Source organism: Stenotrophomonas sp. 3diitr2024 (genome assembly GCF_042136455.1).
Lineage (GTDB): Bacteria > Pseudomonadota > Gammaproteobacteria > Xanthomonadales > Xanthomonadaceae > Stenotrophomonas > Stenotrophomonas sepilia.
In genome coordinates this window covers 1-22,254 of record NZ_JBHHMJ010000582.1, presented here as the reverse complement: position 1 = coordinate 22,254, position 22,254 = coordinate 1, and the positions used below count along the sequence as shown (strand labels likewise).

The window sequence follows — 22,254 nt, the reverse complement described above, 5'->3', positions numbered from 1 at the left end:
AACGGGGGGGGGCGCGTTCGGTAGTGCCGGCCGCTGGCCGGCAACGTCGACGAACACCTGCAGCCAGGCATGGCCTGGCTCTACTGACGGGCCCGGCGGGAGTATGCTGGCCGCATGCAGACATCCACCGAGCTTGCGCGGCCGATCGACCGCTATTTCGCCAGCTACTCCGACGACCACCGCAACGTGATCAACCAGCGCATCCACGTGGTGGCGGTGCCGGCGATCCTGTGGTCGGTGGTGGCCCTGCTGTGGTGCCTGCCGCCGCTGATCACCTGGTTCCAGTACGGCATCTGGTCGGCGTTCGCGATGTTCAGCGCCTGGTGCTTCTACAACAAGCTGTCGCGCCCCCTGGGCATCGGCATGCTCGTCCAGTTCTTCGTATTTGGCTGCCTGTGCCGCCTGCTGGAGGCCGAGATCGGCCTGCATGCGCTGCGCTGGCTGGCGGTGGGCGTGTTCGTGGCGGCCTGGATCGCGCAGTTCATCGGCCACACGTTCGAGGGTCGCAAGCCCAGCTTCCTGACCGACCTGACCTACCTGCTGATCGGCCCGGCCTGGGTGATGGCGAAGTTCTATCGCAAGCTCGACTGGCGCTACTGATCGCGGGCGGCCGACAGCGGCCGTCGTTTCCTGAACGGGCGAATTCCATCACCCACACTCCACGGTGGCCCTGCCAGCCTGCGCCGGTGACTCGCTCCCCGCTTCCCGTCCGTTGACGGCAGCCCCTGTGCGACAGGGCCTGCGGTCTCCCTGCGTGGGCGTAGGGTGTCCCCCGAGAGCAACCCGGGAGGGACCGCAGGAACGTGATGTTGCGCCGCAGAAAAAATGAATCAGCGAACGTTACATGCAATTGATCGCTGTTCGATGGGTTTCGGCGACATTTCGCAGCCTGTTATTCTCCCTGACCTGCTCGTGAATCATGGATTCCCTGCATGCTCCCCAGCCTGCCCCTGCTGCTGGCCCTGCCGTTCCTGATGGCAGCGGCTGTTGCGGCCTTCCCCCGTAGTTCGCGCTCGACTGCTGCCTGGCTGGCGGCACTGGCGCCGTTGGGCGGGCTGGCCATCCTCGGCTGGCTGACCCCGGCGGTACTCGATGGCCAGGTGGTCCGCACCCTGGTCCCCTGGCTTCCACAGATCGGGCTGGACTTCACCCTGCGCCTGGACGGGCTGGCCTGGATGTTCGCCGGGCTGGTGCTCGGCATCGGCGCCCTGGTGGTGCTGTATGCGCGCTACTACCTGAGCCAGCAGGACAACGCGCACCGCTTCTACTGCTACCTGCTGCTGTTCATGGGCGCCATGCTGGGGATGGTGCTGTCGGGCAACCTGCTGTTGCTGATGATCTTCTGGGAGATGACCAGCATCAGCTCGTTCCTGCTGATCGGCTTCTGGTCGCACCGCCAGGACGCACGCGAAGGCGCGCGCATGGCGTTGGTGATCACCGGCGGCGGCGGCCTGGCCCTGCTCGGTGGCGTGCTGCTGATCGGCCGCATCGTCGGCAGCTTCGACCTGGATGTGGTGCTGGCCGCCGGCGAGCAGATCCGCGCCAGCACGCTGTACCCGTACGCCCTGTTCCTGGTGCTGGCCGGCATCTTCACCAAGAGCGCGCAGTTCCCGTTCCACTTCTGGCTGCCGCACGCGATGGCAGCGCCGACCCCGGTCTCGGCCTACCTGCACTCGGCCACCATGGTGAAGGCCGGCGTGTTCCTGCTGGCGCGGCTGCATCCGGCGCTGGCCGGCAGCGACCTGTTCTTCTATACGGTCAGCGGCATCGGCGCGCTGACCCTGCTGATCGGTGCCTGGAACGCGATCTTCCAGCACGACCTGAAAGGCCTGCTGGCGTACTCGACCATTTCCCACCTGGGCCTGATCACCCTGCTGTTCGGCCTGTCCACGCCGATGGCGGTGGTCGCCGGCGTGTTCCACATCCTCAACCACGCCACCTTCAAGGCCTCGCTGTTCATGGCCGCCGGCATCATCGATCACGAAACCGGTACCCGCGACATGCGCAAGCTGGGGGGGCTGCGCAGGCTGATGCCGTTCACCAGCGCGCTGGCGATCATCGCCTCGCTGGCGATGGCCGGGATCCCGCTGCTCAACGGCTTCCTGTCCAAGGAAATGCTGTTCGCCGAAGCGATTACGGCCGGCGGCCCGGGCATCATGCGCACGGCGGTGTCGATCGCGGCGTTGCTGGCAGGCGTGTTCGGCGTGGCGTACAGCCTGCGCTTCGTGCACGACACCTTCTTCGGCGCTGGCCCGCACGACCTGGACCGCGTGCCCCACGAGCCGCCGCGCTGGATGAAGGTGCCGGTGGAGCTGCTGGTGGTGATCTGTGTGGCGGTGGGCGTGGCACCCGCACTGACCGTCGCGCCGGTGCTGCACGCCGCTGCGGCCTCGATCCTCGGCACCGCCATGCCCGAATACAGCCTGGCGGTGTGGCACGGCTTCAACCTGCCGCTGGCGATGAGCGCGATCGGCGTGGTCGGTGGCGTGGCGCTGTACTTCGGCCTGCGCAGGCTGATCAACCTGCATGCCGTGACCAATGTCAGCACGGGCCGCAATGTGTTCCACGCCCAGCTGGACGCCGTGTCCGCGCTGGCGATGCGCCTGACCAATGGCATCGCCAATGGCAGCCTGCAGCGCATGCTGCTGGGCCTGGTGCTGGTGGCGATCGTGGTTGCCGCTGCGCCGTTCGTGGCCAACCCAGCCTCGCCGAACTGGACCGCGCCGCAGCCGATTCCGCTGCTGGGCTGGGCCCTGTGGCTGGTGATGATGGCCTGCGCGGTCGCCACCCTGCGCATCTACAAGCAGCGCCTGCTGGCGGTGCTGCTGGTCGGCGGCGTCGGCCTGATGGTGGCGCTGACCTTCGTGTTCCTGTCCGCGCCCGACCTGGCCCTCACCCAGCTGCTGGTGGAGATGGTGACGCTGGTGCTGATGCTGCTGGGCATGAACTACCTGCCTGCGCAGTCCGGCCCGGAGCGGCCGCGCTGGCGCAAGCGCCGCGATGCGGTGATCGCGATCATCGCCGGTGCCGGGCTTGGCGCGCTGGCCTATTCGGCGATGACCCTGCCGCCGAACACCATGGCCGGCGAGCTGCTCGCCCGCGCGTTGCCCGAGGCCTACGGCCAGAACGTGGTCAACGTGATCCTGGTCGACTTCCGCGGCTTCGATACCTTCGGCGAGATCACCGTGTTCGGCATCGCCGCGCTGGTGGTGCATGCGCTGCTGCGGCGTACGCGGATGGCACCGGAGCAGATCATGCCCGGCCCGCCGATCAAGCTGCCGGTGCCAGCCGACCTGGCGCAGATCATGTTCCCGCTGACCCTGACCGTGTCGATTTTCCTGTTCCTGCGCGGGCACAACGCACCGGGTGGCGGCTTCATCGCCGGCCTGGTGTTGGCAGTGCCGCTGCTGATCCAGTACGTGATCCAAGGCACTGCATCGGTGGAGTCGCGCTTCGGCTTCGACTACATCCGCTGCATCGGCATGGGCCTGCTGATCGCCCTGCTCAGCGGCAGCGCCTCGATGCTGTTCGGCGTGCCGTTCCTGACCAGCGGCCATCTCGACCTGCACCTGCCGCTGATCGGCGACGTACCGCTGGCCAGCGCAATCGGCTTCGACATCGGCGTCTATCTGGTGGTGTTCGGCGGCGCCATGCTGATGCTGTCGATGATGGGCACGATCAAGCCGTCGCGAACCCGCACCGCCCGCAAGGGTGAGATCGACCTGCAACGCCGCTCGGCACGCACCGGGGAGATGCACTGATGGAACTGGCCCTGGCTACCGCGATCGGCGTGCTGACCGCCATCGGCATCTACCTGCTGCTGCGTGCGCGCAGCTTCGATGTGATCCTCGGCATGACCTTCCTGTCCTACGCCACCAACCTGCTGATCTTCGCCGGCGGCCGCGTGGTGCTGGGCAAGGCGCCGGTGCTGCAGGAAGGCGTGGACAGCCACCTGGGCAACTACACCGACCCGCTGCCACAGGCGCTGGTGCTGACCGCGATCGTGATCGCCTTTGCGATGACCGCGGTGAGCATTGTGCTGGCCATGCGCAGCCGCAGCGACAACCACAGCGACCACGTGGATGCCCACGAGCCGGATGACGACCTGCAGGATGAGCGCGTGCCGCCGCGCCAGGGCGAGGACCGCGCATGAACCACCTGGTGATCCTGCCGATCCTGATTCCGCTGCTGGGTGCGGCGCTGTCGCTGTTCGTCGAACACCGCCGCTATGGCCCCAGGGTGCAGCGGGCGGTGGCCTGGACCGCGCTGTCGGCGCTGGCGCTGGCGGTCGGGTTGCTGTTTGCCACCACGGCCAGTGGTGAAATCAACGTCTACCTGCTTGGCGACTGGCCGTCGCGGCTGGGCATCGCGCTGGTGGCCGACCGGCTGTCGGCGTGGATGCTGCTGACCACCCTGCTGCTGGCCATTCCCTGCCTGCTGCACGCCTGCTCGGGCTGGGACCGCCGCGCGCCGCACTTCCATGCGCTGTTCCAGTTCCAGCTGGTCGGTCTCAACGGTGCGTTCCTGACTGGCGACATCTTCAACCTGTTCGTGTTCTTCGAAGTGATGCTGATCGCCTCCTACGGCCTGCTGCTCAGTGGTGGCCGCGGCCTCCGCATGCGCATCGGCCTGCACTACGTGGTGTTCAACGTCACCGCCTCGACCCTGTTCCTGGTCGCGCTGGGCCTGCTGTATGCCTCGCTGGGCTCATTGAACATGGCCGAGCTGTCGCAGCGCATCGCCGAGGTACCGCCGGCACAGCTGACCCTGGTGAAGGCGACGATGGGCCTGTTGCTGCTGGTGTTCTGCGCCAAGGCCGCGTTGATGCCGCTGTACCTGTGGCTGCCGGAAGCCTATTCGCGCGCGCCGGCCGCCGTGGCCGCACTGTTCGCGATCATGACCAAGGTCGGCCTGTACTCGGTGCTGCGCATCCAGATGCTGTGGTTCGGCGACGATGCCGGCGCGATGGCCGGCTATGGCCGCGACTGGTTGCTGTGGGCCGGCGTCGCGACGCTGGTGCTGGGCGGCCTCGGCGCGCTGGCCGCGACCCGCCTGCGCGTACTGATCTCCTACCTGGTGATCGTGTCGGCGGCTACGCTGTTCATCGCCTTCTCGGTGGGCACGCCACAGGTGCTCTCGGCTGGCCTGTACTACCTGCCACACAGCAGCTTCGTCGCTGCCGCGCTGTTCCTGGTTGCCGACCTGATCCGCCGCCGTCGCGGTGGCGCCAGCGACCGCAAGGAAGTGGTCGCGCCGATGCCAGGCAAGGAGACGCCCGCCGTGTTGTTCCTGATCGGCGCGGTGTCGGTGGCCGGCCTGCCGCCGCTGTCCGGCTTCCTGGCCAAGGCTGCGCTGCTGGCCGGCATGCCGGCGCAGTACACCGGCCCGGTCTGGACCGCCGTTCTGGTCAGCAGCCTGCTGGTGATCATGGGCCTGACCCGGGGGGGCATCCGCCTGTTTTGGCGCGTGCCACCGGTCGATCCGGAAGCGCCGGTACCGCGCAAGGCGCGGCTGCGCCGGGTCGAGCTGTACGCGGCCTGCATCCTGCTGGCCTACGGCATCGGCATGACCCTGGCCGCAGCACCGCTGATGCGCTACACCGACGCCACCGCCGCGCAGCTGCTGCACCCCAGCGAGTACGTGCAGCAGCTGCGTGCGACTGCACCGGAGATCCGCCAGCCATGACCGCCCAGCGCTCCCTGTTCCGTCGCCTGATTCCGTCGCCGATGCTGAGCATCATGGTGGTGGCGTTCTGGCTGCTGATGTCCGACAGCTTCACCCTTGGCCAGATCGTGCTGGGCCTGCTGCTGGGCGTGGTGGTGCCGCTGTTCGCCGCACGCCTGGACCGCGAGTTCGCCCGCATCGGCACCCTGCGCCCGTTGCCGAAACTGCTGTGCGTGACCCTGTGGGACATCCTGATGTCCAACATCCGTGTCGCCCTGCAGGTACTGGGGCCGGAGAAGAACATCCACCCCGGTTTCATCTGGCTGCCGCTGGACATTGCCAACATCCATGGCATCGCTGCGCTGACCAGCATGATCACGCTGACCCCGGGCACGGTCTCGGCCGCGCTCAGCGACGACCGCAAGTACCTGCTGGTGCACGTGCTGCACCTGGAGGACCCGCAGGACCTGATCGATACGATCAAGCGCCGTTACGAGGCGCCGTTGATGGAGATCTTCCCATGACCGGTTTTGAAGTCATCCAGACCACCCTGGTGGTGTGCATGCACGTGGTCGGCCTGGCGATGCTGCTGGCCACCTGGCGGCTGTTGCGCGGGCCGACCGTGCCCGACCGCATCCTCGCGCTGGACACGCTGTCGGTGACCGCGATCGCTGAGCTGATGCTGTTCGGCATGTACCTCAACTCGCCGATCTACTTCGAGGCGGCGCTGATCATCGCCATGCTCGGCTTCGGCAGCACCGTGGTGCTGAGCAAGTTCGTGCTGCGCCGGGACATCGTCGAATGATCACCGCGATCCAGATCGTCCTGTCGATCCTGCTGCTGTTCGGCTGCTTCTTCATCCTGGTCGGCGCACTGGGCCTGGTGAAGCTGTCCACCTTCTTCAAGCGCCTGCACGCACCGACCAAGGCCAGCACGCTGGGCGTGGGCTGCGTGCTGGTGTGCTCGGTGTGCTACCACATCTTCCTCGGCCAGGACCCGCAGCCACGCGAGCTGCTGATCACCGTGTTCCTGTTCATCACCGCACCGATCAGCGCGCACATGATGGCCAAGGCGGCGTTGTCGCTGCTGATGGAAACCCGCCCCAGCCTGCCGGGCAACGAGCCGGCCGCCGAGGAGCAGCTGCCGCCGCCGGAACCGGTGCGGGAAGAAGAAACCACGCAGAACCGGTAGTGCCGGCCGCTGGCCGGCAGGGTGACGCCCCGTGGGTGCCGACCGTTGGTCGGCACGAAATCGACTGCATCCACGCATGGCGTGGATCTACAACGCCGGTGCGCCGACCAGCAGCAGCTCCAGCACGAACCAGCCTACGAACGCGACCAGCAGGATCCCGCCTTCGCCACGACTGATCTTCAGGTCGCCGCGCAGTATCGGGTACAGCACCAGCGCGAACGCCAACAGCGCAGGCAGTTCCAGGCGCACGAACGAGGCCGGCAAGGCCAACGGCTGCAACATCGCCATCGCGCCGATCACCAGCAGCAGGTTGACCACGCTGGAACCCAGCACGTGGCCGAGCACCATGTCGCCATGCCCGCGACGCGAGGCGGCAATGGCGGTGGCCACCTCGGGCAGTGCGGTGCCGATCGCCACCGGCAGCAGGCCGACCAGCAACGGCGTCCAGCCCAGTGCGGCACCGAAATCGGCGGCAGCCCCCACCACCAGGCGCGCGCCCCAGTACAGGGTCAGTGCGGCGATCAACACGCGCAGCACGTTCAACGGCAGGCTGGTGCGGCTCAGCGCGGATTCGGCGATGGCGGCCTGCACCTCGGCGCTCTCGACGCGGCCGCGGCGCAGCAGCAGCACCTGCACGACGATGAAGCCCGCCACCAGCACGCCGCCTTCCCAGCGCACCAGGTGACCATCCAGGCCGAACAGGATCAGCAGCACGGCGGCCGCCAGCAGCGACCACCACAGCACCGCCTGCAGGCGCGCGCGCAGCAGCAGGGGGGCGGCGACGGCGGCCACCGCCAGGGTCAAGCCCAGATTGACGATGCTGCTGCCCACTGCATTGCCCAGTGCCAGCTCCGGTTGGCCGACCGCCAGCGCACGTGCGTTGACCGCCAGTTCCGGCAACGAGGTGGTCACGCCGAGCAGCAGCAGCCCGGCAGTGAACGGGCTGGCCCCGAAGCGCTGGGCTAGGCCAGAGACGGCCTTGACGATGGAGTCCCCGCCCAGTGCCAGCAGCAGCAGGCCGAGCAGGAACCAGGCAATGGCAATGGCGATCATCGAGCACTCCCCAGCAGTGGTGGCGCGATTCTACGCTTGGCCCGAGCGCATGGCTGGGCGATGGATCAAGGATCAGCCACAGCCTTCCGCATAGTCGACCTGCGGGGTCTGCCCGACCCGCCAGGCCCCCACCCGGCCATCGGCACCGAGCGCGAAGTCGATCACTGCCCCGCCCTCCTGCGCCGGCCGCACGCGCAGGTGCTGGGCCTTCTCGTCGTACTTGTCGGGACCGACGTCAGCGCGCTCGGGATACAGCACCTGCAGCTCGCCCAGGGTCATGCCGACCTTGCCGCCGCCCGGGGCGGTAATGGCGGCGCTGCGCACGTCGTAGCGCACCAGCTTGCGGCCTTCGATCATCAGGCGCGGATCTTCGGCATCCTGCGGGCGAAGGAAGTAGCAGCCGTCGTTGCCGTCGTCGGCGGACAGCGGCTTGCCGGCGGCATCGGTGCCCAGCCCCTGCAGTGGCGTGCCAAAACCACTGCGGACTTCGGCGATGCCGGTGCCCAGCTTCGCACCCGCGAAGCCGTCCAGGCGCGCCGGGCTGTCCTTGCGGAGGTCGTTCGCCGGGCGGGCCGCCAGATCAGGATCCGTCGACTGGGCCGGACCGGTCGCCGAGGCGGTTTCCGCCGGGGTGTCGCTGCCGCTGCCGGCGGCGCCCTGCTTGTCGGGGCCGCCACTGCAGGCGGCGAGCGAAAGGAGCAACAGACCAGCAATCGGGAGGTGCTTCATCGGTGCGGTTCCCTGGCACGAAGGTAGCTGCACGCTAGCGCAGCGCGCGTGCAGAGGCTGCATTGTCATCGCGGTTTCATCGCCCTCGTTCAGGCTCGGCGTGCACCGACCTGGCTGTCCCTTCCATGCAACCGCGCAAGACCGAACTCGCCCGAACCGCGCTGCAGGCCCATCGCGCGCCGCTGGACATGCGCCAGCGCCGGTTGCTGATCCTGTGCGACGGCCAACGCAGCATCACCGACCTGACCGGTCTGCTCGGCCAGGATGCGCCCGCGATGGTCATCCAGCTGGTGCAGGCCGGCTACCTGAGCACCGGCACCGGTGCCGCAGCCCCGCCACCGCCGCCGGCAGCCACGGTAGAGCCGCAGCCCGCGACACCTGCCGCAGCTGCTGCGGTCGAACGCCGCCGCTCGCTGGTGTCCGCGCGCATCTATGTGCTGGGCATCCTGGAAATGCAGCGCCACCCGCAGGCGGCGGCGCTGTTCCGCGACCTGCAGCAGGCACGCGCCGAAAGTGAAGTGCTGCAGGTGCTGCACTTGGCGATGCGGATGCTGCCCGGGCTGACTTCGGAAGGCTATTGCCAGCGTGTACGCCAACGCCTGCTGGAAGCGCTGCCGTTGGAGCACTGCGACGCGTTCGCCGAGGTGGCCTGAAGAAAAAGGGGACGGAGGGGATTAAGTCGTTTCAAGCACACGTGTGCTGATTGCGGCTTAATCCCCTCCGTCCCCTTTTTCGGGTCAGCGGAAGTTGTTGCGCAGGCCGTTCCAGCACTGCTGGTAGTCGCCCTGGCGGTGGCCGGCGGCCAGCGCCTGTGCGGTCGGGCGGATCACCGCGCGGGTCTCGAACATGAAGGCCATCGTGTCCTTGATCACGTCCGCCTTGGACAGATCGGCATTGGACGCCTTGTCGAAGGTCGGCGCGTCCGGGCCGTGGCCGCTCATGCAGTTGTGCAGCGACGCGCCACCCGGCACGAAGCCTTCGGCCTTGGCATCGTAGGCGCCATGCACCAGGCCCATGAACTCGCTGGCGATGTTGCGGTGGAACCACGGCGGGCGGAAGGTGTTCTGCGCCACCAGCCAGCGCGGCGGGAAGATCGCGAAGTCCATGTTGCTGGTCCCCGGCGTGTCGCTGGGCGAATGCAGCACCAGGAAGATCGACGGATCCGGGTGGTCGTAGCTGATCGAACCGAGGGTGTTGAAGCGGCGCAGGTCGTAGCGGTACGGCGCGTAATTGCCGTGCCAGGCCACCACGTCCAGCGGCGAATGGTCGATCGGCGCACGCCACAGGCGGCCCTCGAACTTGGCGATCAGCTCGAAGTCACCGTCGATGTCCTCGAACGCTGCGTGCGGGGTCTCGAAGTCGCGCGGATTGGCCAGTCCGTTGGAACCGATCGGGCCCAGGTCGGGTAACTTCAGCAGCGCACCGTAGTTCTCGCAGATGTAGCCGCGACTAGGGCCGTCCGGCAGCTCGACGCGGAAGCGCACGCCGCGCGGAATCACTGCGATCTGCTGCGGCTCGATCTCGATCACGCCCAGCTCGGTCAGCAGGCGCAGTGCGCCCAGCTGCGGCACGATCAGCAGTTCACCGTCGGCGTCGTAGAAGTAGCGGCCGACCATGTCGCGGTTGGCAGCGTAAAGGTGGATGCCCACGCCGGCATGCGCGTCGGGCGAGCCGTTGCCACCCATCGTGTACAGGCCTTCGACAAAGTCGGTCGGCAGCTCCGGCAGCGGCAGCGGGCTCCAGCGCAGCTGGTTCGGTGAAGGCGGCTGTGCGCCGAAATCACACTGCAGCTGCGACTGCGCGAACGGAGTGAACTCGCCATGGGTCACCGCCGGGCGGATCCGGTACAGCCAGCTGCGGCGATTGCTGCCACGCGGCGCGGTGAAGGCGGTGCCGGTCAACTGTTCGGCGTACAGGCCGTGGGCCACCTTCTGCGGCGAGTTCTGCCCGACCGGCAGCGCGCCGGCGACGGCCTCGGTGGCGAATTCGTTGCCGAAGCCGGACTGGTAGCCGCGGGCGATGATGGCGGGGGACATGGGAACTCCAGAGATGGCCGGCCAGCGGCCGGCACTACCATTCGGACAGGCAATGTCAACCGGAAGCCGACATTGCCTGCAGACCTTACAGCACGCCGCGGCGGATCTGGTCGCGCTCGATGCTCTCGAACAGCGCGGTGAAGTTGCCTTCGCCGAAGCCCTCGTTGCCCTTGCGCTGGATGATCTCGAAGAAGATCGGGCCGATGCAGTTCTGGGTGAAGATCTGCAGCAGCTTGCGCTGGTGGGTTTCCGGATCGGCATCGATCAGGATCTTGTTCTTGGCCAGGCGCGGTACGTCTTCACCGTGGTTCGGCACGCGCTGGTCGATCACGTCGAAGTAGGTCTCCGGCGTGTCGAGGAAGTCCACGCCCTGCGCGCGCATCGCTTCAACGGTCTCATAGATGTTCTCGGTGAAGCAGGCGATATGCTGGATGCCCTCGCCCTTGTACGCGTCCAGGTACTCGTTGATCTGGCTCTTCGGGTCGGACGATTCGTTCAGCGGGATGCGCACGATGCCGTCCGGCGCGGTCATCGCCTTGGACACCAGGCCGGTCTTGAGGCCCTTGATGTCGAAGTAGCGGATCTCGCGGAAGTTGAACAGGCGCTCGTAGTAGTCCGACCACTGCTGCATGTTGCCGAAGTACAGGTTGTGGGTCAGGTGGTCGATGAAGGTCAGGCCGAAGCCCACCGGGTGCAGGTCGGCACCGGCGATCGGCTCGTAGTCGCCGTCGTAGACGCTGCCGGCCGCGCCGTAGCGGTCGACCAGGTACAGCATGCAGTCGCCGATGCCCTTGATGACCGGCGCGCTGACCGCCTTGCTGTCCGGCTTGAAGGCGATGGCTTCGGCGCCGTTGCCCAGCGCGGCCTGGTAGACCTCCTGGCCCGGCTTCTTGAAGCGGATGGCGAAGCCGCAGGCGCACGGACCGTGCTTTTCGGCGAAGTCGGCGGCGAACGAATCGGGGTCTTCATTGACCAGGAAGTTGACGTCGCCCTGGCGATAGACGGTAATCGGACGCTGCTTGTGCTTGAGCACCGCGCTGAAGCCCATCTTCCGGAAGTACTCGTGCAGCTCCTGGCCGCGGCCGGCCGGGGCGGCGAATTCGACGAACTCGAAACCGTCGATGCCCATCGGGTTCTCGAAGGTGGTGACCTGCATGCCGGGGTTGGGGTGCGAGGCGGTCGGGACTGCGGTATTCATGGCGTGGCTCCGAATCGGTACCGCATCGGTACAAACCAGGTGCGGGCAGGTAGGGACCCGGCGAGAATGCAGGGTCTGGACCTACCCCTTATAGTTACACTTGAAACCACCAGCAAGGTGCACCGCAACATGAGCCCCGATCCCGCCTCGACCCGCCTGCGTGCCTCGCACGTCCTGCTCGACCTGGAACAGTTCCTGCCGTATCGGCTGAGCGTGCTGTCAAACCGGGTCAGCGGCAACATCGCCAAGCTGTACGGCGATCGTTACGGTCTGGCGATCCCCGAGTGGCGGGTGATCACCATCCTGGCGCTGTACCCGGGCTCCTCGGCCAGCGAGGTCTCCGACCGCACGGCGATGGACAAGGTGGCGGTCAGCCGCGCCGTGGCCCGCCTGCTGGAGCGCGGCTTCATCAAGCGCGAGACGCATGGCGACGACCGCCGCCGCTCGGTACTGGCGCTGTCGGCCGCCGGTTTCGAGGTGTACGAGACCATCGCGCCGATGGTGATCGAGATCACCCGCAAGCTGATGTCGGTGCTGAGCGAGGAGGAAGAGCAGGTGCTGGAAAAGCTGATCCTGCGCCTGGCCGGCGAAGGCCTGGAGCGGATGGGCGAAGGGGTCTGAAAGAAAAAGGGGACGGAGGGGATTAAGTCGTAATGAGCACAGGTGTGCCTGAAACGACTTAATCCCCTCCGTCCCCTTTTTTCAGCTCAGGTGCTTGCGCCGTGCGTGGATCCACGGCACGGCCAGTGCTGCGATGGCGCCGCCGGCGAAGCCCAGCGAGGCGGCAACCGTGGCGGCTTCGACGGCCCCGGGCAGCGCCAGCGCCGCAGCCACCAGCAGCAGCGACGGCAGGCCGACGAAGGTGCCCAGGAAGAAATGCCAGCGCGGTGACCATGTATTGAGCTGCAGCAGGCTGACCGGTTGCCAGGCGTCGGACGCGGCATCCTCGGCGATCTTCGCCACTACCTTGCCCAGATCCACTTCCGGCAGCGCGCGCCCCGGGCGGACGGTCGCCAGCAGTTCGGCCACGGCCTCCACCGGTGGGAAGCTGGACGGCCACGCCACCGGGGCCGGCACGCCGTAAGCGGTCAGCAGCGGCACGCTCAGCCACGGCGCCACCAGCGGGCGCATGCGGCGGCGGCCATGCACGCACCAGATCTGCGGCTGTCCATGCGCGGTGACGTTGTACAGCGCCAGTTCGTTGGCGGGCGGATAACCCAGCATGGTCACCCGCGCCGCCAGACTGTCCTGGCCCATCGCACGCAGGAAGCCCGGGCGGCTGCGCCCTTCCTGCATCCACGCCAGGCCCAGCGCACCCACCAGGTACGCCTCCGCCGCGTCCTTGCTGCCCGCAGTGGCGCGCTCATCACTGGCCAGGTACCACGCCAACGACTTCGGCTCGGCGACATCCTCCAGGCCCCATCGGCTGTCATCCCCCAGCACGTGCCGCACCGGCAGGCGGGCAGGCGCAGTTTCGCCACGCTCCCCGGTCTGCAGGAACGGCAGCACGCCCTGGATGAAGGTGGACAGCTCGATCGCGCGCGCGCCATGGCCCTGCCATTCCGGCGGCAGCAGCCCGGCCAGCTGGCCCTCGGCCGCCAGCGCATCAAGCCGCGCCTTCTGCTCGACCAGATTCTGCACCGCGCCCTTCAGCACCACGTTGTCGGGCAGCGCGATCTGCGGCAGGCGGTGGCGTGGTGGTGCCAGTTCGACGGTTTCCTCGCCGGTGCCGGCGTCGTCCAACAGGGTTTCCTGCGCCGGCAGGGTCACGCCTTCGCCTGCCCCACCCTCGGCCAGGTGGCTGGCAGGTTCGGGCAATCGTTCGGCGTGGTCGCTGTGCATGGGCGTTCCGGTAGGTTGCGTCGACGGGGCGTCGACTGAAGTCCTTGCCGGTAACGGCGTGCTCACGGTGAAGTTGAGACACGGATTCAGAGAGTGTGACGGGGCGCGCAGTAGATCCGCGCAAGGCGTGGATGCGACCCGATGTCAGTGCCGACCAACGGTCGGCACCCACCGGGGTAGGCGGCCAGCGGTCGGCCCCCACCACAGCTGCCGGCCAGCGGCCGGCACTACCCTACTCCGGTTTATCAGGTGCCCACTGCTTGAGGAACGCGCTCACCCGCGCAGGCTGGAAGGCTTCGCCCCTGCGCAGTTCGCCGGTGGCCTGCGAGACCAGCAGGCTGCCATCGGCGTCCAGTACCAGCAGGTGCGGGTAGTCGCGCTCCATCACCGGGAACTGGGCGAAGAAGGCCGTGTTGGGCTGTTCGTCGCTGGCGTTGACCTTCACCCACACGTAGTGGGCGTCGCGGAAGCGGCGCAGGTCGCCGTTGCCCTCGACCATTTCGTCCAGCGCCCGGCAGTGATCGCAGGCGACGTTGCCGATCTCGAGCAGGATGCGCTTCTTGCCGCGCTGGGCTTCCACCTTGGCGGTGGCCAGGTCATCGGCGGGGTCGCGGGCCGGGTCGAACTGCGCGCCGAGCCCGGCGATGGCGGCAATGTCCGCCGCCACCGGGGTGTTGCCCGAGGCCACCGGTTCGCTGGGGTCAGCGACCGGCGGCTCGGTGGGCCGGGTATCCAGGGGCTGCGTGGGCTCGGCGGTGGCAGGCGGTTGCGGTTGGGAACAGGCGCCGATCAGCGCCGCACAGACCACCACCATTGCACCACCGAGCTTGCTGCGCATGCCTTCTACCCTCGCTTCATTACTTGACGCCGTGCATCAGCTTGTTGATCAGCGGGGCGATCAGGAACAGCACCACGCCGGAGCCGATCAGGGCCCAGAACCCGAAGGTATACCCCTTCAGGGCCGACTCGACCGTCATGCCGCCTTCACCACTGACCACACCAGCGAAGATGCCCGACAGGTTGTTGCCGATGCCGGTGGACAGGAACCAGCCGCCCATGCCGAAGCCGACCAAGCGCACCGGGGCCAGCTTGGTCACCATCGACAGGCCGATAGGCGACAGGCACAGCTCACCCACCGACTGGATGACGTAGACCATGAACAGGGTCCAGAACGGGATCTTGCCGTCCACCACCATCTGCGACAGGGCGAACATCAGCAGCGCGAAGGCGGCGCCGTTGAACAGCAGGCCCAGGCCGAACTTGCGCGGGATGGACGGATTGGCGCGGCCCATCGCCACCCAGATCCAGGCGATGACCGGGGCCAGGGTGATGATGGCCACCGAGTTGACCGACTGGAACCACGCGGTCGGGAAGGTCCAGCTGCCGAACTGGCGGTTGACGATGTTCTCGGCCAGGAAGGTGAACGAGCTGCCGGCCTGCTCGAAGAACATCCAGAACATCACGTTGAAGGCGAAGATGATCAGCATGGCGATCACGCGGTCGCGCTGCACCTTGCCTTCGCGGATGCCCTCGACCAGCAGCAGGATGGCCAGCGCGGTGAACATCGCGCCGAGGATCCAGGCCAGCGCGGTGGCGCCGGTGGCCAGCAGGAAGTACGCGACCGGGATGGCGACCACGGCACCGGACAGCACCATGATGATGCGGCCGAAACCTTCCGCGCCGACCGGCGGTGCGCCGATGCCCTTAAGGCCGGCACGACCGATGTAGAACCACACCAGCGAGATCAGCATGCCCACGCCCGAGGCGATGAACACGACCTTGTAGGACGGCATCGCATCGGTACCGAACACCTTGCGGGCCAGGTACTCGGTCAGCACCGGGGCGATCATCGCGCCGATGTTGATGCCCATGTAGAAGATGGTGAAGCCCGAATCGCGGCGCTCGTCCTTCAGGCCGTACAGCTTGCCGACCATGGTCGAGATGTTGGGCTTGAACAGACCGTTGCCGACGATGATCGTGGCCAGGCCGAGCTTGAAGATGTGCTCCTGCGGAAGCGAGATCATGAACAGGCCGGCGGCCATGATGATCGCGCCGGTCAGGATCGAGCGCTGGTAGCCCAGTACCCGGTCGGCCACGTAGCCGCCGAAGATGGCCGCGGCGTACACCAGGGCCAGGTAGGCGCCATAGATGCGGCTGGCGTCGCCTTCACCGGCAGCGCTGCCGTTGTAGAACTGGGCAACGATGTAGAGCACCAACGCCCAGCGGATGCCGTAGAACGCAAAGCGTTCCCAGAACTCGGTCATGAACAGCATCCACAACGGGCGCGGGTGGCCCAGCGTGGTCTTGAAGTCCGGCAGTGCCGGCTCTGGGGTGTTCGCAGTGGCGTTTACGCTCATGCGGATTTCCTGGTTCGGTGGATGACGAGCACGTCCGCTGTGCAGTTGGAGCAACGCGCGAGGATCACCGACTTCTGGCGTTCACGTCAAATACACGCCGTTTGAGGCAGGTGGCAGCCTGCTCCCTGAACTTGCATCTGAAACGATCCAGCCGCAGGCCGGGAACCAAGCTGAATGGGGATCAGCCCAGCGCTGCCGGGGGCGCGGCCTGCAGGCTGGTGCGCACCTGGAACAGCTCGGGGAAGAAGGTCAGTTCCAGCGCCTTGGCCAGGAAGCCCACGCCGGACGAACCGCCGGTGCCACGCTTGAAGCCGATCACCCGCATCACGGTGCGCATGTGTCGGAATCGCCACAGCTGGAAAGCCGTCTCCAGGTCCACCAGGTCCTCGCACAGCGCATACTCGCGCCAGTAGCGGTCGGTGTCCTGGTAGATGCGCTCGAAGACCGGCTGCAATGCGTCGTCGGCCACGTGTGGCTGGGTCCAGTCGTGGGCCTCGTAGACCGCCGGCACGGCATGGCCGAAGCGGGCCAGGTACTTCAGGAATTCCTCGTACAGGCTGGGCGCCTCCAGCACGGTGCGCAGCTGCGCCTGCCCGGCCGGGTCATGCTCGAACACCTGCAGCATCTGCGCGTTCTTGTTGCCCAGCAGGAACTCGATGTAGCGGTACTGCAGCGACTGGAAGCCCGACGACGGGCCCAGCACGTCGCGGAAGCCCATGTACTCGGACGGGGTCAGCGTTTCCAGCACCGACCATTGCTCGGTCAGCTGGCGCAGCACCTGCTTGCTGCGCGCCAGCACCTTGCGGCACTGCCAGACTTCATCGCGCTGCAGGAAGCCGATTGCGGCACGCAGCTCATGGCCCAGCAGCTTCAGCCACAGCTCCGAGGTCTGGTGCTGGATGATGAAGAGCATCTCGTCATGGTGCGGCGGGCTGGACAGCGGCTGCTGCGCGCTGAGCAGCTGGTCCAGCCGCAGGTAGCCGCCGTAGGTCAGGCGTCCCTGCAGGTCGGTGTGGATGCCGGCTTCGAGATCGCGTTGGTTGTTGTCGACGGACATGGGCGGGACCAGATCGGGGGCGGCAAGGGTAGCGCGTTGCCGCCGCGCTGGCAGCCGCCCGGTCCATACCGGGGCGTGCGGCTGGCCGTGGAGCATCGGCCGACCACCGGCCTGCGCGTGGAACCGTCCGCGCCGTTGTACCGGCAGTCAGCCAGAGGCGTATTCTGATGCTTTGCAGCAACGACTGAATACGTTGTTGTTATTGGCCCCCCACCCGCCGGCAGGGGTAAAACGGGGAATCTCCGTGTTGCGGCGCAGGAAGGCTATTCCGTACGCGTTCCTTAACATGGCGATTCATATCATTTGTAACTTCTCTGTCGAAGGTGCAGTACGCAATGACGGTTGCCGCTGAATTCAAGATCGAATACCTGCAGTACCTGGACACGGACGGCACGCTCGTCCGTGACGACCTGCCAGTGTCGCTGCGCGACCCCAAGGTCCTGGTACCGCTGTTCAAGCAGATGCTGTTCGTACGCACGTTCGACAGCAAATCCATCGCGCTGCAGCGCACCGGCAAGCTCGGCACGTATGCCGCCTGCCTGGGCCATGAAGCCGCGCACGTGGGTATCGGCGCGGCGATGCAGAAGGACGACGTGTTCGCGCCTTCGTACCGCGAGTATGGCGCGATGTTCATGCGTGGCGTGCGCCCGCACGACGTGCTGATGTACTGGGGCGGCGACGAACGCGGCAACGATTACGGCGGCAACGCGGCCAAGGACTTCCCGTTCTGCGTGCCGATTTCCACCCAGTGCCTGCATGCGGCAGGTGCCGCGCTGAAGTTCAAGCTCAACAAGGAACCGCAGATCGCCGTGGCCGTGTGCGGCGACGGTGGCAGCTCCAAGACCGACTTCTACGCGGCACTGAACTCGGCCGGCGCCTACAAGCTGCCGCTGATCCTGTGCATCGTCAACAACGGCTGGGCCATCTCGGTGCCGCGTTCGGCCCAGACCGGTGCCGAAACGCTGGCGCAGAAGGGCCTGGCGGGCGGCCTGCACTGCCTGCAGGTGGACGGCAACGACCTGATCGCGGTGCTGGCGGCAATGGAACAGGCGCGCGAACGTGCGCTGGCCGGCGACGGTGGCACCGTGCTGGAACTGATGACCTACCGCCTGTCCGACCACACCACCGCTGATGACGCGCGCCGCTACCGCGACGATGCCGAAGTGAAGGATGCCTGGCAGCGCGAGCCGATGCTGCGCCTGCGCAAGTACCTGATCAACGCCGGGGTGTGGAGCGAGGAAGAAGAAGCCGCCTGGACCGCCGAGTGCGGCGCGCGCGTGGACGAGGAAGTGAACCTGTACCTCAACACGCCGGTGCAGCCGGTCGAGGCGATGTTCGACTTCCTGTATGCCGATCCGCCGCCGGACCTGCTGGCCCAGCGTGCCCAGGCGATCGCCCTGGAGAAGCGCCATGGATGAGATCAAGAACGGCGCGCCCGGCGCGCACACCAACGCCGCCGACAGCGCTGCAGTCGCGCGCGGAGATGACAGCATGACCACCACCCCGATCACCCTCATCGAAGCCATCACCCAGGCGCTGGCCTGGGAGCTGGAACACGATCCGTCGGTGCTGGTGCTGGGCGAGGACGTGGGCGTCAACGGCGGCGTGTTCCGCGCCACTGCCGGCCTGCAGCAGCGCTTCGGCTCGGACCGCATCCTCGACACCCCGCTGGACGAAACCACCATCGCCGGCCTGACCATCGGCCTGGCCGCACAAGGCATGAAGCCGGTGGCCGAAGCCCAGTTCGATGGCTTCATGTACCCGATGGTCGACCACATCGTCTGCCACGCCGCACGCCTGCGTTACCGCACGCGTGGCCGCCTGCACTGCCCGATGGTGCTGCGCGTGCCGTGGGGCGGTGGCATCCGCGCGCCGGAACACCACAGCGAAGCCAACGAGGCGATCTTCACCAACGTGCCGGGCCTGCGCGTGGTGCTGCCGTCGTCGCCGCAGCGTGCCTACGGCCTCCTGCTGGCCGCGATCCGCGAGCCGGATCCGGTGATCTACATGGAGCCCAAGCGCATCTACCGCCAGTACAAGGAAGTGGTCGTCAACGACGGCGAAGCCTTGCCGCTGGACGTCTGCTTCGTGCTGCGCGACGGCACCGACGTGACCCTGGTGACCTGGGGCGCGCAGGTGAAGGAAGCCCTGGAAGCGGCCGACAAGCTGGCCGGGGAAGGCATCAGTGCCGAAGTCATCGACGTGGCCACGCTGCGCCCGCTGGACTTCGCCACCATCGCCGAATCGGTGGCCAAGACCGGCCGCTGCGTGATCGTGCAGGAGGCCCCGAAGACCGCGGGCTTCGGCGCCGAGATCGCCGCGCGCCTGGCCGAGGAATCGATCTACGACCTGCTGGCCCCGGTCGAGCGCGTCACTGGCTACGACACCCACATTCCGCTGTTCCGCCTGGAAATGAAGTACCTGCCGAGCGTTGAGCGGATCGTGGCGGCGGCCAAGCGCGCGGTGGCGGCCGGCTGACATGCGGGCCCGCCTTCTGGGGGCTTACCGCAGCCAGTATCCCAACCCGCTCCGGTTCCACACCGGCCAGATCGTCGAAGTAGGTGTACGTGACGAGGAATGGCCGGCGTTTGCCTGGGTACGCACCAACGATGGGCGCGCTGGATGGGCGCCCATCGCCTGGTTGCAGCTGCTGGACGAGGGTCGCGCCGAAGCCCTGTGCGACTACGACGCCCGCGAGCTGGATGTGGAAAGCGGCGAGATGGTGAAGCTTCATCACGAACACGGCGGGTGGTGGTGGTCCGAGCGCGCCAATGGCGCGACGGGTTGGCTGCCGGCCCGCGAACTGGAACTGCTGGAAGAGAACTGCAAATGAGCCAGACCAAGAACTTCAACCTGCCCGACCTGGGCGAAGGCCTGCCGGACGCGACCATCGTCGAGTGGTTCGTCAAGGAAGGCGATGTGATCAAGCTGGACGAGCCGCTGGTGTCGATGGAGACCGCCAAGGCCGTGGTGGAAGTGCCCTCGCCGTTCTCCGGCAAGGTGCTGAAGCTGTCCGGCGCTGCCGGCGACATCATCCCGACCGGTTCGGTGCTGGCCAGCTTCGAACTGGACCCGAACCTGCCGCAGCGCGCCGATGGCCAGGACACCGGCCACAGCCATGGTCACACCGCACCGGCGGCGCCGGCTGCCGCACCGACCCCGCCGCCGCTGCCGGCTGCGGCCGCTCCGGTTGCCGCCGAGGACGCCAAGCCCGCCGCAGCCGAGCGCGATGACGCCGGTACCGTGGTCGGCGCGATGCAGAGCTCCAATGCCGTGCACGCCGAGCAGGCGCTGGCCGTCGGTGGCGTCAAGGCCGTGCCGGCCGTGCGTGCGATGGCGCGCAAGCTGGGCGTGGACCTGAGCCGCGTGGCCGCTACCGGCACCGATGGCGCGGTGACCATGGCCGACGTCAAGCAGGCCGCCGCCAACGGCACCGCCAAACTCGGCGCCGCCCCGGCACCGGTTGTCGCCGCGTATGCCGCGCCGGCCCCGGGGCAGGTACCTGCCCCGGTGCAGAGCGAAGCCCGCACTCCGCTGTCCGCCGCCGGCAAGCCGATGCGCACCCAGCCGCCGGGCGTGGTCGCCAAGGGCCAGCCGGAACCGCTGAAGGGCGTGCGCCGCAACATGGCCCGCGTCATGGCCGACGCGCACAGCAAGGTCGTGCCGACCACGCTGAACGACGACGCCGACATCCACGCCTGGCTGCCGGGCAACGACGTCACCGCCCGCCTGGTTCGCGCCATCGTCGTTGCCGCACAGAAGGTGCCGGCCATGAACGCCTGGTTCGACGGTGAAGCGCTGACCCGCACCCTGCACGCCCAGGTGGACATCGGCATCGCCGTGGACACCGACGACGGCCTGTTCGTGCCGGCCCTGCGCAATGCCGACATGCTCGATGCACGCGGCATCCGCGAAGGCGTCAATCGCCTGCGCGAGCAGGTGGAATCGCGTTCGATCGCCGCCTCGGAACTGAGCGGCTACACCATCTCGCTGTCCAACTTCGGCATGTTCGCCGGCCGCTACGCGACCCCGGTCGTGGTGCCGCCGTGCGTGGCCATCGTCGGTGCCGGCCGTGCCCGCCACCAGATGACCCCGGTGATGGGCGGCGTGGAAGCGCACAAGGTAATCCCGCTGTCGGTCACCTTCGACCACCGCGCGGCTACGGGTGGTGAAGCCGCCCGCTTCCTGCGCGCGATGATGGACGACCTGGCGCTGGCCAGCTGATCGGCCACCTGACCGGTAGGTGCCAACCGTTGGTTGGCACATGAACTGGAAAAACGCCGGGCACAGCCCGGCGTTTTTTTGTGCCCGCTCCGTCGCGCTCCATCCACGCATGGCGGGGATCTACTGGGCTATCCGACCGTCGGTTAAAAGCCCAACGGAGCATTTTGAGAATAGTTGCATGGATTCCCAAGAGCAGCTCAATAGCATTGAGCCTCTCTGCAGACGTCGAACTTCCGTGATTGAGACACCACCCACACTCGAAGAATTCATGAAGGCGGGCAATGATTTTTTCCGCGCCTCTCCATTCTTCCTACGGTTGACGAGGGATGAGGATCCGTCAGACACGAACTGGGTCCTTGGCATCATCTTCCTGCGCTGGCTCGCCCGAAATCACGCTTTCCTTGACGCATCGGTCGGCTCTACGGTGGCAGCCGCCCCCTCGCCAGCAGATGCCTTGGCATGCATCGAAGGCGCCTTCCAGGACGAAATCCCCGGCGCTGCGTTCGACCCGGAATTGCTGGAGTTCACCGTTCGCTACTTCTGCATGGCCGCTCCCTACTTTTCGGACTTCTTCTCGTTGTTCCCCGAAGACGCCATGCCTTCTCCGGACGCCATGTGGGACAAACAGGAGCAGGTGTACGCAATTATCGACGCCCGCCTGCGGTCATGGCGCAACGGCGAGCCAATCGTCCGCGCGGTCATCCCCAATGCTGATCAACAAGGACATGCCAAACCGGCTACGCCGCTGGATGCTGACGTCTGGATCTCAACGCTGGCAACGCTATCGGATGCTGCGGTCACTCACGAAGCTTGCTGTGCATACGCCGACCACTTCTACAGGGCTCTGACGAAACCAGCGTCAGTAGAAGTCATCCTGGCGGTCATGAGGGAGTTCCTTCGGAA

Annotated in this window: 22 protein-coding genes; 14 read left to right on the top strand and 8 right to left on the bottom strand. The window is 67.1% G+C overall.

Features of this window, described 5'->3' with window-relative positions:
- The first annotated feature begins 114 nt into the window (after nt 1–114).
- The 7 genes from ABGA94_RS15040 to ABGA94_RS15010 all read left to right on the top strand — a co-directional run bounded on the left by ABGA94_RS15040 (nt 115) and on the right by ABGA94_RS15010 (nt 6,855).
- Nucleotides 115–600, top strand: coding sequence for a DUF962 domain-containing protein (locus ABGA94_RS15040; protein WP_069138712.1), 486 nt, complete (start codon nt 115–117; stop codon nt 598–600).
- A 332-nt stretch (nt 601–932) separates the two neighbouring features.
- Nucleotides 933–3,761: a monovalent cation/H+ antiporter subunit A gene (locus ABGA94_RS15035; protein ID WP_053497699.1), complete on the top strand. Its 2,829-nt coding sequence runs from the start codon at nt 933–935 to the stop codon at nt 3,759–3,761.
- On the top strand, nt 3,761–4,153 hold the full coding sequence (locus ABGA94_RS15030; protein WP_005419863.1) for a Na+/H+ antiporter subunit C: 393 nt from the start codon (nt 3,761–3,763) through the stop codon (nt 4,151–4,153). The genes ABGA94_RS15035 and ABGA94_RS15030 overlap by 1 nt, the downstream gene beginning before the upstream one ends.
- Nucleotides 4,150–5,685, top strand: a complete 1,536-nt coding sequence (locus ABGA94_RS15025) for a monovalent cation/H+ antiporter subunit D (RefSeq protein WP_095378393.1) — start codon at nt 4,150–4,152, stop codon at nt 5,683–5,685. Before ABGA94_RS15030 ends, ABGA94_RS15025 begins: the two co-directional genes overlap by 4 nt.
- Entirely contained in the window at nt 5,682–6,188 is a 507-nt protein-coding gene (locus ABGA94_RS15020; protein ID WP_005419867.1) for a Na+/H+ antiporter subunit E, read from the top strand. The genes ABGA94_RS15025 and ABGA94_RS15020 overlap by 4 nt, the downstream gene beginning before the upstream one ends.
- The gene (locus ABGA94_RS15015; protein ID WP_005411334.1) at nt 6,185–6,469 is read left to right on the top strand and encodes a K+/H+ antiporter subunit F; all 285 of its coding nucleotides are present in this window, start codon (nt 6,185–6,187) and stop codon (nt 6,467–6,469) included. The genes ABGA94_RS15020 and ABGA94_RS15015 overlap by 4 nt, the downstream gene beginning before the upstream one ends.
- Entirely contained in the window at nt 6,466–6,855 is a 390-nt protein-coding gene (locus ABGA94_RS15010) for a Na+/H+ antiporter subunit G (RefSeq protein WP_005419868.1), read from the top strand. The genes ABGA94_RS15015 and ABGA94_RS15010 overlap by 4 nt, the downstream gene beginning before the upstream one ends.
- Nucleotides 6,856–6,942: 87 nt before the next feature.
- On the opposite strand, the gene ABGA94_RS15005 is transcribed toward ABGA94_RS15010, so the two are convergent.
- Nucleotides 6,943–7,908, bottom strand: a complete 966-nt coding sequence (locus ABGA94_RS15005) for a sodium:calcium antiporter (RefSeq protein ID WP_375367670.1) — start codon at nt 7,906–7,908, stop codon at nt 6,943–6,945.
- A gap of 72 nt (nt 7,909–7,980) precedes the next feature.
- Nucleotides 7,981–8,637 (bottom strand): hypothetical protein, encoded by a 657-nt coding sequence (locus ABGA94_RS15000; protein WP_005419872.1) that lies wholly within the window; start codon nt 8,635–8,637, stop codon nt 7,981–7,983.
- A gap of 125 nt (nt 8,638–8,762) precedes the next feature.
- On the opposite strand from ABGA94_RS15000, the gene ABGA94_RS14995 reads away from it, so the two are divergent.
- Complete coding sequence (locus ABGA94_RS14995; protein WP_375367668.1) at nt 8,763–9,290, top strand: hypothetical protein; 528 nt, start codon at nt 8,763–8,765, stop codon at nt 9,288–9,290.
- Nucleotides 9,291–9,374: 84 nt separating this feature from the next.
- On the opposite strand, the gene hmgA is transcribed toward ABGA94_RS14995, so the two are convergent.
- Both hmgA and hppD read right to left on the bottom strand, forming a co-directional pair.
- Nucleotides 9,375–10,673, bottom strand: coding sequence for a homogentisate 1,2-dioxygenase (hmgA, locus tag ABGA94_RS14990; RefSeq protein ID WP_111129228.1), 1,299 nt, complete (start codon nt 10,671–10,673; stop codon nt 9,375–9,377).
- 85 nt (nt 10,674–10,758) lie between these two features.
- Nucleotides 10,759–11,871 carry a 4-hydroxyphenylpyruvate dioxygenase gene (hppD, locus tag ABGA94_RS14985; RefSeq protein ID WP_181453257.1) on the bottom strand — a complete coding sequence of 371 codons (1,113 nt, stop codon included), beginning with the start codon at nt 11,869–11,871 and terminating at the stop codon, nt 10,759–10,761.
- A gap of 129 nt (nt 11,872–12,000) precedes the next feature.
- Between hppD and ABGA94_RS14980 the strand changes: the two genes are divergently transcribed.
- The gene (locus ABGA94_RS14980) at nt 12,001–12,492 is read left to right on the top strand and encodes a MarR family winged helix-turn-helix transcriptional regulator (RefSeq protein ID WP_005419884.1); all 492 of its coding nucleotides are present in this window, start codon (nt 12,001–12,003) and stop codon (nt 12,490–12,492) included.
- A gap of 81 nt (nt 12,493–12,573) precedes the next feature.
- On the opposite strand, the gene ABGA94_RS14975 is transcribed toward ABGA94_RS14980, so the two are convergent.
- The 4 genes from ABGA94_RS14975 to ABGA94_RS14960 form a co-directional block, all read right to left on the bottom strand.
- The gene (locus ABGA94_RS14975; RefSeq protein ID WP_065197055.1) at nt 12,574–13,713 is read right to left on the bottom strand and encodes a hypothetical protein; all 1,140 of its coding nucleotides are present in this window, start codon (nt 13,711–13,713) and stop codon (nt 12,574–12,576) included.
- 232 nt (nt 13,714–13,945) lie between these two features.
- Nucleotides 13,946–14,551, bottom strand: coding sequence for a thioredoxin family protein (locus ABGA94_RS14970; RefSeq protein ID WP_375367665.1), 606 nt, complete (start codon nt 14,549–14,551; stop codon nt 13,946–13,948).
- A gap of 19 nt (nt 14,552–14,570) precedes the next feature.
- A complete protein-coding gene (locus ABGA94_RS14965; protein WP_375367663.1) occupies nt 14,571–16,070 on the bottom strand; it encodes a peptide MFS transporter in 1,500 nt (499 codons plus the stop codon).
- Nucleotides 16,071–16,251: 181 nt separating this feature from the next.
- On the bottom strand, nt 16,252–17,127 hold the full coding sequence (locus tag ABGA94_RS14960) for a tryptophan 2,3-dioxygenase (protein WP_005419892.1): 876 nt from the start codon (nt 17,125–17,127) through the stop codon (nt 16,252–16,254).
- A gap of 335 nt (nt 17,128–17,462) precedes the next feature.
- On the opposite strand from ABGA94_RS14960, the gene pdhA reads away from it, so the two are divergent.
- The 5 genes from pdhA to ABGA94_RS14935 form a co-directional block, all read left to right on the top strand.
- Complete coding sequence (gene pdhA, locus ABGA94_RS14955; protein WP_134956059.1) at nt 17,463–18,545, top strand: pyruvate dehydrogenase (acetyl-transferring) E1 component subunit alpha; 1,083 nt, start codon at nt 17,463–17,465, stop codon at nt 18,543–18,545.
- Nucleotides 18,538–19,605, top strand: coding sequence for an alpha-ketoacid dehydrogenase subunit beta (locus ABGA94_RS14950; RefSeq protein ID WP_005419896.1), 1,068 nt, complete (start codon nt 18,538–18,540; stop codon nt 19,603–19,605). The genes pdhA and ABGA94_RS14950 overlap by 8 nt, the downstream gene beginning before the upstream one ends.
- Before the next feature lies 1 nt (nt 19,606).
- Complete coding sequence (locus ABGA94_RS14945) at nt 19,607–19,960, top strand: SH3 domain-containing protein (RefSeq protein WP_005411349.1); 354 nt, start codon at nt 19,607–19,609, stop codon at nt 19,958–19,960.
- Nucleotides 19,957–21,351, top strand: a complete 1,395-nt coding sequence (locus tag ABGA94_RS14940; protein ID WP_111129224.1) for a dihydrolipoamide acetyltransferase family protein — start codon at nt 19,957–19,959, stop codon at nt 21,349–21,351. Before ABGA94_RS14945 ends, ABGA94_RS14940 begins: the two co-directional genes overlap by 4 nt.
- 268 nt (nt 21,352–21,619) lie before the next feature.
- Nucleotides 21,620–22,254: hypothetical protein (locus tag ABGA94_RS14935; protein ID WP_375367672.1), on the top strand; the 635-nt coding region annotated here is incomplete at its 3' end.

Coding starts and splice junctions, on each gene's coding strand:
- ABGA94_RS15030 (WP_005419863.1), top strand. CDS start 3,761: ATGGAACTGGCCCTGGCTACCGCGATCGGCGTGCTGACCGCCATCGGC.
- ABGA94_RS14970 (WP_375367665.1), bottom strand. CDS start 14,551: ATGCGCAGCAAGCTCGGTGGTGCAATGGTGGTGGTCTGTGCGGCGCTG.
- ABGA94_RS14950 (WP_005419896.1), top strand. CDS start 18,538: ATGGATGAGATCAAGAACGGCGCGCCCGGCGCGCACACCAACGCCGCC.
- ABGA94_RS15040 (WP_069138712.1), top strand. CDS start 115: ATGCAGACATCCACCGAGCTTGCGCGGCCGATCGACCGCTATTTCGCC.
- ABGA94_RS15020 (WP_005419867.1), top strand. CDS start 5,682: ATGACCGCCCAGCGCTCCCTGTTCCGTCGCCTGATTCCGTCGCCGATG.
- ABGA94_RS15010 (WP_005419868.1), top strand. CDS start 6,466: ATGATCACCGCGATCCAGATCGTCCTGTCGATCCTGCTGCTGTTCGGC.
- hppD (WP_181453257.1), bottom strand. CDS start 11,871: ATGAATACCGCAGTCCCGACCGCCTCGCACCCCAACCCCGGCATGCAG.
- ABGA94_RS14940 (WP_111129224.1), top strand. CDS start 19,957: ATGAGCCAGACCAAGAACTTCAACCTGCCCGACCTGGGCGAAGGCCTG.
- ABGA94_RS15035 (WP_053497699.1), top strand. CDS start 933: ATGCTCCCCAGCCTGCCCCTGCTGCTGGCCCTGCCGTTCCTGATGGCA.
- ABGA94_RS14995 (WP_375367668.1), top strand. CDS start 8,763: ATGCAACCGCGCAAGACCGAACTCGCCCGAACCGCGCTGCAGGCCCAT.
- hmgA (WP_111129228.1), bottom strand. CDS start 10,673: ATGTCCCCCGCCATCATCGCCCGCGGCTACCAGTCCGGCTTCGGCAAC.
- ABGA94_RS14965 (WP_375367663.1), bottom strand. CDS start 16,070: ATGAGCGTAAACGCCACTGCGAACACCCCAGAGCCGGCACTGCCGGAC.
- ABGA94_RS15005 (WP_375367670.1), bottom strand. CDS start 7,908: ATGATCGCCATTGCCATTGCCTGGTTCCTGCTCGGCCTGCTGCTGCTG.
- ABGA94_RS15025 (WP_095378393.1), top strand. CDS start 4,150: ATGAACCACCTGGTGATCCTGCCGATCCTGATTCCGCTGCTGGGTGCG.
- ABGA94_RS15000 (WP_005419872.1), bottom strand. CDS start 8,637: ATGAAGCACCTCCCGATTGCTGGTCTGTTGCTCCTTTCGCTCGCCGCC.
- ABGA94_RS15015 (WP_005411334.1), top strand. CDS start 6,185: ATGACCGGTTTTGAAGTCATCCAGACCACCCTGGTGGTGTGCATGCAC.
- ABGA94_RS14960 (WP_005419892.1), bottom strand. CDS start 17,127: ATGTCCGTCGACAACAACCAACGCGATCTCGAAGCCGGCATCCACACC.
- ABGA94_RS14980 (WP_005419884.1), top strand. CDS start 12,001: ATGAGCCCCGATCCCGCCTCGACCCGCCTGCGTGCCTCGCACGTCCTG.
- ABGA94_RS14975 (WP_065197055.1), bottom strand. CDS start 13,713: ATGCACAGCGACCACGCCGAACGATTGCCCGAACCTGCCAGCCACCTG.
- pdhA (WP_134956059.1), top strand. CDS start 17,463: ATGACGGTTGCCGCTGAATTCAAGATCGAATACCTGCAGTACCTGGAC.
- ABGA94_RS14945 (WP_005411349.1), top strand. CDS start 19,607: ATGCGGGCCCGCCTTCTGGGGGCTTACCGCAGCCAGTATCCCAACCCG.